The 9734-nt window shown below is 70.3% G+C and carries 10 protein-coding genes; 6 read left to right on the forward strand and 4 right to left on the reverse strand.

The window, feature by feature from the left end:
* Nucleotides 1–110: 110 nt before the first annotated feature.
* Nucleotides 111–425 (reverse strand): hypothetical protein, encoded by a 315-nt coding sequence (locus VGW35_04030; GenBank protein ID HEV8306812.1) that lies wholly within the window; start codon nucleotides 423–425, stop codon nucleotides 111–113.
* A 277-nt stretch (nucleotides 426–702) separates the two neighbouring features.
* Between VGW35_04030 and VGW35_04035 the strand changes: the two genes are divergently transcribed.
* Together VGW35_04035 and VGW35_04040 are read left to right on the forward strand one after the other, a co-directional pair.
* On the forward strand, nucleotides 703–1335 hold the full coding sequence (locus VGW35_04035) for a phosphatase PAP2-related protein (protein HEV8306813.1): 633 nt from the start codon (nucleotides 703–705) through the stop codon (nucleotides 1333–1335).
* A gap of 82 nt (nucleotides 1336–1417) precedes the next feature.
* Complete coding sequence (locus tag VGW35_04040) at nucleotides 1418–2890, forward strand: FAD-binding oxidoreductase (protein ID HEV8306814.1); 1473 nt, start codon at nucleotides 1418–1420, stop codon at nucleotides 2888–2890.
* A 24-nt stretch (nucleotides 2891–2914) separates the two neighbouring features.
* Here the strand turns inward: VGW35_04040 and VGW35_04045 are convergent, their stop codons facing one another.
* The 3 genes from VGW35_04045 to VGW35_04055 all read right to left on the reverse strand — a co-directional run bounded on the left by VGW35_04045 (nucleotide 2915) and on the right by VGW35_04055 (nucleotide 5476).
* Nucleotides 2915–3412 (reverse strand): DinB family protein, encoded by a 498-nt coding sequence (locus VGW35_04045; GenBank protein ID HEV8306815.1) that lies wholly within the window; start codon nucleotides 3410–3412, stop codon nucleotides 2915–2917.
* Between the two features lie 93 nt (nucleotides 3413–3505).
* On the reverse strand, nucleotides 3506–4294 hold the full coding sequence (locus tag VGW35_04050; protein ID HEV8306816.1) for an SDR family oxidoreductase: 789 nt from the start codon (nucleotides 4292–4294) through the stop codon (nucleotides 3506–3508).
* A 171-nt stretch (nucleotides 4295–4465) separates the two neighbouring features.
* Nucleotides 4466–5476 (reverse strand): proline racemase family protein, encoded by a 1011-nt coding sequence (locus VGW35_04055; protein HEV8306817.1) that lies wholly within the window; start codon nucleotides 5474–5476, stop codon nucleotides 4466–4468.
* A 184-nt stretch (nucleotides 5477–5660) separates the two neighbouring features.
* Between VGW35_04055 and VGW35_04060 the strand changes: the two genes are divergently transcribed.
* The 4 genes from VGW35_04060 to VGW35_04075 are packed head-to-tail and all read left to right on the forward strand — an operon-like array spanning nucleotide 5661 to nucleotide 9526.
* Nucleotides 5661–6746: an ABC transporter substrate-binding protein gene (locus tag VGW35_04060; protein HEV8306818.1), complete on the forward strand. Its 1086-nt coding sequence runs from the start codon at nucleotides 5661–5663 to the stop codon at nucleotides 6744–6746.
* A 22-nt stretch (nucleotides 6747–6768) separates the two neighbouring features.
* Entirely contained in the window at nucleotides 6769–7854 is a 1086-nt protein-coding gene (locus VGW35_04065) for an ABC transporter ATP-binding protein (protein ID HEV8306819.1), read from the forward strand.
* The gene (locus VGW35_04070) at nucleotides 7851–8696 is read left to right on the forward strand and encodes an ABC transporter permease (GenBank protein HEV8306820.1); all 846 of its coding nucleotides are present in this window, start codon (nucleotides 7851–7853) and stop codon (nucleotides 8694–8696) included. The genes VGW35_04065 and VGW35_04070 overlap by 4 nt, the downstream gene beginning before the upstream one ends.
* Entirely contained in the window at nucleotides 8693–9526 is an 834-nt protein-coding gene (locus VGW35_04075) for an ABC transporter permease (protein HEV8306821.1), read from the forward strand. The genes VGW35_04070 and VGW35_04075 overlap by 4 nt, the downstream gene beginning before the upstream one ends.
* Nucleotides 9527–9734: the final 208 nt, after the last annotated feature.

A 9734-nucleotide genomic window follows, 5' to 3' on the forward strand; every position in this document is an offset into this window, starting at 1 on the left:
GAACAACTGGATCATCACCCGTACCCCTCCCGTCCGGCCGCCGCAAGGAAGATGAACGATCGATGGTGGCCGCCGGAGCGGCCTGGGGACGACGAAAGCGGGAGAGACGGCTAGTGGTCTTCGGCGGGGAACGCGGCCGTCAGATCGTCAGGCTGGTGGCGGACGGGTCGAACGGCCAGAAACCGGCGCCGCCCGAGTTTCGCGAGAGGGCCGGAACCGGACTGCACGATCCAGAGGCGTTGCGGGAGCTCGCGGCGGTCGGGCTGGCGCGCCAGAAGAGGACTTGGGGCGTTGATGGGCGCGGCGGTGCCGCCGTGCACGGCTTCGATCGATTCGCTCGGGTCAAAGCGGACGGAACCTGGAAGCATCGGGTTGGAGAAGTCGACCGACACGCAGAGAAGGATGACCCATCCCAGTCGCTGCATAGTCACAGGGTAACCTCTCACCGGCTGGCGTTGTCAAGCCTTCTTGGCTTACCCGACTGCCGCGCCGCAGCAAACAGAGCTTGGAGGGCGCTCATTCGCCGTCGGTTGGTCCGCGCCATCGATTCCGACGCCAGGCTGGTCGTTCTACATGGAGCCGAAGCTGCCTGCCGGCGAAGGGCTTGACGCCCCGCCGGAAAGGGTGTTTAGCTCGGCTACGCGCGCGAGAACCGCCTTGAGAGCTCTCCGGGGCGCCCCGACGCTGGCATCGCCCTCCACGATGACGAGGCGGGTCATCGCGCTCTCGGTCATGGCGGCGCTCTACGCGGGCGCCATCGCGCTCGGGGCGGCCTCCTTCGCGACCTACAGGCACGCCTCGGGCGTCGAGGACCTCGGCCACCTCGTGGTTCCCCCCTTGCGGCGGCTCGTCGGTCCGGAGGCGGCGCCGTACGTGTTCTGGCTGGGGACGCTGCCGCTCGAGCTCTTCTTCGTCGCCATCACGCTCGTCATCCTGGTCACGGGCAAAGGGATCAGGCTCGGGCTCTGCCTGTACGTCGCCTACTTCCTGCACTGGCTGTTCTTCCACGCGACCGCGGTGCCACTGCCCGACGACATGGTCTGGCAGTTCCCGAAGGGCGTGTTCACGTTCGGCAAGCCGTACCTCAGCGACTTCTGGTTCAGCGGGCACACGGCCAACGCGGTCCTCATCGCCCTGGCGGCGGCGAGGAGCCGCCCGTGGCTCAAGGGGCTGGCCTGGGCGAACGTCCCGTTCCAGGTCGCGCTCGTGCTGTCCACGCGGACGCACTACACCATCGACGTGCTGGGCGCGGTCTTCGTCGCGTACTCGATCCACCGGGTGTCCCTCGACGTCGCCGCCGCCCTGAGCCGGCGTGCCGGGGACACCCGCCCGTGACCACCGAGCTCGACGTCACACTGTACAGGGCGTGACCCGGCTGACGGTCTTCCCGAGCGCGCGGGTTCCCACGGAGGCAACCATGCTGACACGACGCGAGGTGATCGTCGGGAGCTCTGCGCTCCTCCTCTGGCCCGGCTGCGCGACGCGCGGCGCCGTCGAGCTGAACGACATTCACTCGCAGCTGAACGGCACCCCGGTCGGCGCCGTCGTCCGGCCCGGCTCCGTGGACGACATCCAGCGCGCGCTGGCGCGCGCCCGGCGGGCCGGCCAGGCGGTCAGCATCACCGGCGGACGGCACGCGATGGGCGGACAGCAGTTCGGCGCCGGCACGCTCAACCTCGACATGACCGGGATGCGGCGCGTGCTCCACTTCGATCCCGACGCGGGGGAGATCGAGGTCGAGGCCGGCATCCAGTGGCCTGAGCTCATCGAGTATCTGGTTCGAGCACAGGAGGGACGGCCGAGGCAGTGGGGCATCGTGCAGAAGCAGACCGGCGCTGACCGTCTCACGATCGGCGGCGCGCTGGCGGCCAACGCCCACGGCCGGGGACTGCGCTTCAAGCCGATCGTCCAGGACGTCAAGTCGTTCGTCATGCTCGATGCGGCCGGCCGCACCGTGACCTGCGACCGGCAGACGAACCCGGAGCTGTTCCGGCTGGCGATCGGCGGGTATGGGCTCTTCGGTGTCATGACCTCGGTCACGCTCCGCCTGACGCCGCGCCGAAAGGTCCAGCGCGTGGTCGAGATCCTGGACGTGGACCGCGTCATCCCCGCCTTCGGGCGGCGAATCGCCGACGGCTTCACCTACGGCGATTTCCAGTACTCGACCGAGGCCGGGGCGGAGCGCTTTCTCCGCACGGGCGTGTTCTCGTGCTACCGGCCGGTGGCCGACGACACCCCCATCCCGAGCGGTCAGAAGGAGCTCCAGCCCGAGGACTGGCGCGAGCTGCTGTTCCTCGCCCACGCCGACAAGCGGCGGGCCTTCGAGGCCTACACCGGTCATTACCTGGCGACCGACGGCCAGATCTACTGGTCCGACACGCAGCAGCTCGGCACCTACTTCGACGACTACCACCGCGAGGTCGACCGCCGCCTCGGCGCCACCGATCGGGCGACCGAGATGATCACCGAGATCTACGTCCCGCGGCCCCGGCTCGCCGACTTCCTGGCCGAGGCCCGCGACGACTTCCTCAAGAACCGGGTCGAGCTGATCTACGGGAGCATCCGGCTGATCGAGCGCGACGATGAGACGTTCCTGCCCTGGGCCAAGCAAAGCTACGCGTGCACCATCTTCAACCTGCACGTCGTCCACACGCCGGAGGGCCTGGACCACTCCGCGCGAGCGTTCCGCCGCCTCATCGACATGGCCTGGCGACGGGGCGGCAGCTACTTTCTCACCTACCATCGGTGGGCGACGCGCGCCCAGGTCGAGGCCTGCTATCCGCAGTTCGCCGAGTTCCTGCGCCACAAGCGCGCGCACGATCCGGAGGAGCGCTTCCAGAGCGAGTGGTACCGCCACTACCGGCGCATGTTCGCCTACCCCACGGCGTGACGCCAGCCCTCAGCTGCCAGTGGGCTAACTCCTCAGCGCAGTCTGCACCTGGGCCAGGTGCTCTTCGGCGTGGCCGACGATAAACGACTCGATGACCTCGGCCACGGTCACCTCACCCCTCCCCGCGTGGATGCCTCGCTTGCCGCGCTCGGCCATCGACTGCTTCCGGATCGTGCTTGCCGCTGAACGAACCTCGTCCTGCAGCTTGCCCAGCAACTCGTCAGGTTCCGCGGTCGCGCCGTGCGCGACGCCCGCTAGCCGCTCAGGCGAGCCGGCCTTGCGCCCGAATGTGGGTGGCTCTCCGGTGGACGCGATCAGCCCGCGACAATGGTTCAGCCAGTACGGGATCATCTCCGTCATGTGCCCCAGAGCCTGCATCGCTGACCATTCGTTCTCCGCCGGCGCCGTGCGCAGACGCGAGGCCACGCCGGGTTCCCGCAGCAACCTGGCCACTTCTTCGTAGACTCGTTCGAGTCGGCGGGCTTGTGCCTCGCCAGGGCTTTCCGCGGTGTGTGTCGTCATTTCCCGTCTCCTGGTGTGTCGGTTCGTTAGCCGTGTTCAACCCGCGGACTCTTGGATGAGCTCATCGGCTCGCGAGCGAGCTAGGCGGGCGACTCACCCCACCGGCGCCTGCACGCGCCGCACGAGCGCGGTCGTGAGGCGGCGCGGCAGGAACCGCACTCCGTGCGCGAACACCCGGTTGGTGAAGCCGTGGATGAAGACGCGCTTGCCTCGCATGAGCGCCGCGTAGCCGGCCCGGGCCACGGCCGCCGCCTCCGCCACGTTGCCGCGCATGAGCCTCGACGCCTGCATCCCCGCCGCCGCTTCGAAGCCGGAACGCGTCGGGCCCGGGCAGAGCGTGGTGACCGTCACGCCGGTGCCCTCGAGCTCGCAGGCCAGCGCCTCCGAGAAGGACAGCACGTACGCCTTCGTCGCGTAATAGACGGCCATCAGCGGCCCCGGCTGGAACGCGGCCGTGGAGGCCACGTTCAGGATCCGGCCGTGGCCGCGGGCCAGCATTGCCGGCAGGAGGCGCTTGGTCAGCTCCGTCAAGGCCACCACGTTGACCTGGATCATCGCCAGCTCTCTGGCGAGACTCGTCTCGGCGAAGGGGCCGAATACGCCGTAGCCGGCGTTGTTCACGAGGATCCCGACGGTGATCCCGAGGTCCTCGAGCCGCCGCACCACCGAGGCGGCGGCTCCGGGCTCGCCGAGGTCGGCCGCGATCACCTCACAGCGGATGCGGTGGCGGTCGGCGAGCGCCGTGGCCAGCTCGTCCAGCGTCGGCCGGGACCGGGCGACGAGCACGAGCGGGTGACCGTCCCGGGCAAACAGTCCCGCGAGCTCGCGGCCGATGCCGCTCGAGGCCCCGGTGATCAGCGTCGTCTCGCTCATGGTGCTCATCGACTCCTCCTCGGCCTCGGCGGCGGCGCCCGGCGACTGCCACGGCTCACGGGCCGGCGAGGTTGTCGCTCGGGAGCGCGTCCTCGGGCATCGGCACGCCGCCCGGCGGCCCGCCGGGGACGCGACGGGGCGCACGACGCGGTCGCACGAGAGGAAAGGGCCGTTCGTGGGCTACGAGATCACGAAGCCGGCGCCGACCGGGTCGGTCGGGTCGATCAGCCACTTCGCGTAGCCGATGATGTTGGCCCGGCCCTTGACGGTGGGGATGACGGCTCGCTGGCCGTCGAGCCGGGTCTCGCCGGTGAGCCGGCCCTCGAAGGTGCCGCTGCCGAGAAGTCCCTCGGCCTGGATCGTCTGGCCGATGGCGAGCTGCCCGCGCGCCTCGAGCATGGCCAGCATCGCGCTCGTCCCCGTCCCCCCCGGGGACCGATCCATCTTCCCGTCACTGAAGACGTGGACGCAGCGATAGCGTGCCTCCGGCCGGGTGGGCTCGTGGTAGAACGTCACCAGGTCCAGCTGGGTGATGTGGGGCTGAGTCGGATGCCGGAGCGTCACCTTCTCCCGGAGCTGCGCCTTCGCGATCGTCCCCAGCCGCGAGAATCGGCTTCCGTTCTCGGGACCGATCGGGAGCGCCTGGCGGTCCCACTTGATGATGCCGAAGTAGTTCCCGCCGAACACGACGTCGGCCCGCAGGGTCCCGAACTCGGGCAGCTCCACCGGGACGTCCTGGGCTGCCACGAACGCCGGGACGTTCTCGAACCGGCACCACTCCACGTCGCGGTCCGAGTGGGCGACCTCGGCCGTCACCCGGCCCGCCGTCGTCTCGTAGCGGATCCGGGCCGGCGACTCCGGGGCCGAGACCCAACCGCCGGCCACCAGCGCCATGGAGAGGCCGATGGTGCCGTGCCCGCACATGTGCAGATACTGCTCCCCGTCCATCCAGATCATCCCGGCGTCGGCGTCGGCCGCCGACGGCGGGGCGACGAACACCCCGAACATGTCCTTGTGGCCCCGGGGCTCCCGCATGAGCGCGCGCCGCAGCCAGTCGTAGCGCTCCTCGACGAACCGCCGCTTGGCCAGGATGTCGGTCGCGGGCGGGTACGGGATCCCCCCCGGGACGATGCAGGTGGGCTCGCCCTCGGTGTGGGTATAGATGACGTCGACGAATCCAGTCTTCAGCATGTGCCGTCTCCTCGGCGCTCGCGCTGCGGAATCCGCCCGGCTCCGGGCCGCGCCACCGACCCTCCGTTGACACGGTGTCGCGCGGAGTGCTACAGAACCTTATCACCGCGGCCAGCGAGCGTCCATCGACGGGTCCGCCACCGCGCCGTGCCGGGGGCGGCGAGAAGAAAGGGGGCCACCGCCCATGCTGCACGACCAGCCGAGCGCCCGAACCGCAAGCCGCCTCACCCGCCGCCGGTTCCTCGCGATGTCGGCGGTCGCCGCCGCCGGCGCCGCCGGGCCGTCCCGGGCCGCCGCCCAGGGCCAGCTCACCGTCGCCCTCTACGGGGGCCGGTTCGGCGAGGCGATCCGCGAGGGGAGCATCAAGGAGTTCCAGCAGAAGACCGGGGCCCGCGTGCTGGAGGAGCAGGGCGTCTCCACCATCACGCTGGGCAAGCTGCGCCAGCAGAAGGGTAATCCCTCGATCGACGTGGCCTGGATCGACGGGGGCGTCTCCGAGATGGCGCTCGCCGAGGACCTCGTCGAGCCGATCGACCTCTCGAAGCTGACCCACGGCAAAGACCTCTTCCCGGCCGCCGTCCAGAAGGACAAGAGCGGCCGCGTCTTCGCCATCACCGGCGGCTTCTACTCGATCGGGCTCAGCTACAACAAGGATCGGATCAAGACCCCGCCGGCGTCCTGGAAGGATCTATGGCGGCCCGAGTACGCGGGTCGGGTGACCACCGCCAGCCCGGTCAACGCGACCTGGCCCAACTGGTTCGCCCACATGGCGAAGGTCTTCGGCGGCGACCTCGACCACGTCGACGCCTTCATCGAGGCGATGAAGAGGCTGAAGGTGGCCGCCTTCTGGGACGCCGCCGGCCAGTCGGACAACCTCTTCCAGAGCGGCGAGGCGGACGTCGGCGTCCAGACCCACGGCAACTCCTGGGGCCTCCGCGACCGCGGCCTCCCCATCGTCTTCGTGGTGCCGACGGAGGGCGCGGTGGCGGGAGACATCCGGGTGCATGTGGCCAAGGGCACCAAGAACCGCGATCTGGCCCTCAAGTACATCGACGCCGTCCTCTCCCCGGCCGGCCAGCAGGGGCTCATGGAGTACATCTCGGCGGCGCCGGCTAACCAGCGCGTGGAGGTCCCGGCCAAGATCAAGGACCGGATGCCCTACGGCGCGGGCACGATGACGAACCTCGTCATCCCCGACTGGCAGGCGGTCAACGAGCGCAAGCCCCGGTGGATCGAGCGCTGGAACAAGGAGGTCCTCGGCAAGGCCTGAGCCGGGCGAGGCCGACACGGGGATGAGCGCGGGCGCGGACGCGGCCGACGTCCGGCTGGCCCACGTCACCAAGCGCTTCGGCGCCCACACCGCCGTCGAGGACGTCTCGCTGGAGGTCCGCCCCGGCGAGTTCGTCTCCCTGCTCGGACCCAGCGGGTGCGGCAAGACGACCACCCTCCGCATCCTGGCCGGATTCCTCGAACCCACCGCCGGCGAGGTCTACATCGGCGGCCAGAGCATGCGCGGGATCCCGGCCTATCGCCGGCCGGTGAACATGGTCTTCCAGCACTACGCCCTCTTCCCTCACCTGACGGTGGCCGACAACATCGCGTACGGCCCGCGGCGCCGCGGCGTCCCCAGGGGCGAGGTCGAGCGGGCCGTGGCCGAGAGCCTCGAGCTGGTGAGCCTCCAGGGCCTCGGCCACCGCCACCCCCGCGAGCTGTCGGGGGGCCAGCAGCAGCGGGTCGCCCTGGCCCGGGCGCTCGTCAACCGGCCGCGGGTGTTGCTCCTGGACGAGCCGCTCGGCGCGCTCGATCTGAAGCTGCGCCGCCAGATGCAGATCGAGCTGAAGCGCCTCCAGGAGCTCCTCCGCATCACCTCCATCTACGTCACCCATGATCAAGAGGAGGCTCTCGTCCTCTCCGACCGCATCGCGGTGATGAACGCGGGCCGCATCGAGCAGACGGGCGAGGCCCGCGCCGTCTACGACCGGCCGGCCACCCCGTTCGTGGCCGATTTCATCGGCCAGACGAACCTCCTCGCCTGCACCGTGGAGGGGACGGAAGGCGACCGCCTCCGCCTCCGCTGCGGCAGCCTCTCCCTGCTCGCCGCGCGCCCCGACCCGGCGCCGACCTCGGGCAGCCGGGTCCAGCTCTCGCTCCGACCCGAGCGCATCGCGCTCCACGCCGAGCGGCCCGCGCTCGACAACGTCTTCCGGGCGGCCGTGACCCGCCGCGTGTACCTCGGCGTGCTCACGAACTTCCACGTCACCGTCGGGGGCGACGTGGCGCTGGTCCTCACCACGTCCGACCAGACCCTCGCCGCCCGGGTCGAGCCGGCCAGCCAGCCGTGGATCGGCTGGAGCGCCGGTGAGGAGCGACTCCTGTGAGCGACGACGCCGTCCGGCCCCGAGCGCGGTGGCGGCTGCTCCTTCCCGCCGTCGCCGTGATGCTGCTGTTCCTCGTGCCCACGGTGGCCAGCATCCTCGTCGGCAGCGTGGTCGAGCACAAGCAGGCGCCGGGCCACCCTACCGCCGAGAACTACCTCCGCTTCCTCGGCGACCGCTACTACCTGGGTACCCTCGGGTTCACGCTGCGGATCAGCCTGGTGACGACGCTCTGCGCGCTCCTGCTCGGCTACCTGGTCGCCTACTACCTGGTCCGGTCCGTCCGCTCGCGAGCGATGCGGCGGCTCGCCTACCTGATCGTGGTGGCGCCGCTCTTCACCAGCTCGATCGTCCGGTCCTTCGGCTGGATGGTGAGCCTCGGCAACAACGGCATCGTCAATCGCACCCTGCTCGATCTCGGCGTGGTCGAGCGGCCGGTCCGGCTCATCTTCAACGAGGCCGGCGTCGTGATCGGGCTCACCCACGTGCTGCTGCCGTTCACGGTCCTGACCATCGCCGCCGTCCTCCAGCAGATCGACGTGAGCCTCGAGGAGGCCGCGATGGACCTGGGAGCGAGTCGCCTGGTCACGTTCCTCACGGTGACCTTGCCGCTGAGCCTGCCCGGCGTGGTCGCCGGCTCGCTGATCGTCTTCACGCTGGCGATGAGCGCCTACGTCACGCCGGCCGTGTTGAGCGGGGGCCGGCTCAAGGTCGTGCCGATGCTGATCTACGAGCAGTACGTCGCCGTCTACGACTGGGGATTCGGCGGGGCCATGGCGATGCTGCTCCTCGCGCTGACCCTGCTCCTCACCAGCGTCTACACGCGCTTCCTCCGCACGGTATGACGGCTCGGCCCGCCGGAGTGCTGGAGGCGGTCGAGCGGGTGGGCGGGGTCTTGCTGCGGGCGCTGGCGGTGCTGACTTTTGTCTACCTGCTGCTGCCGATCGCGGTGATCGTCGGCGCTTCCTTCACCGCGTCCGACTTTCTGGCCTTCCCGCCGCGCGGGCTCACGCTTCGGTGGTACTGGACCTTCACGCAGACGCCCGGCTGGCTCGACTCCTTCACGCTGAGCCTCGAGCTGGCGGCGGCCACCACCGGGCTCGCCACCGCCATCGGGGTGCCTGCGGCGCTGGCGCTGGCCCGCTCCCGGTTCCGGGGCCAGCGGCTCCTGTCGGGCCTGTTCCTCTCCCCCCTCGTCCTCCCGCAGGTGGTCCTCGGCGTCGGGCTCCTCCAGTACCTCACGCTGCTGGGGATCGCGCGGACCTTCTGGGCGATCCTGATCGGCCACGTCCTGCTCACGCTGCCATACATCATCCGCTCGGTGATGGCCACCCTGGCCGGCGTGGACCCGGCGCTGGAGGAGGCGGCCGCCGACCTCGGGGCGTCCCCGCCGGTGGCCTTCCTCACCGTCACCCTGCCGGTCATCCAGGGCGGCGTGATCGCGGGGGCGCTCTTCGCCTTCGTCATCTCGTGGACGAACGTCGAGGTGACGATGTTCTTCACCACCAGCCGGCTCAACCCGCTGCCGGTGAACATCATGAACTACATCGCCTACAACGTGGACCCGCTGGTCGCCGCGGTGTCGGCGGCCTCCGTCTACGTGAGCTTCGTCGTCCTCCTCCTCATCGACGCCACCGTCGGCCTCGACCGCTTCGCCGAGACCCGCCCGCGATGAGCGGCGAGCAGCCGGCGCCGCCCACCGAGCGCGTGGTGCATCGAGGAGTGCTCCGAGCGGCGGGCCGAGGCCCCCGAAATGACCTAGGAGGCTGTCGGAGTGACCACGCCCCGCAGCTTGCCCAACCGCCCACGGTTGATGTTCCGCTCCGAGCGCGGGCTTCGCCCCCGCCACCATCTCCAGGGGGTGGGCCTGGGAGGGGGCCGAC

It is taken from the genome of Candidatus Methylomirabilota bacterium, assembly GCA_036005065.1.
Taxonomy (GTDB): Bacteria; Methylomirabilota; Methylomirabilia; order Rokubacteriales; family DASRDR01; genus DASYQW01.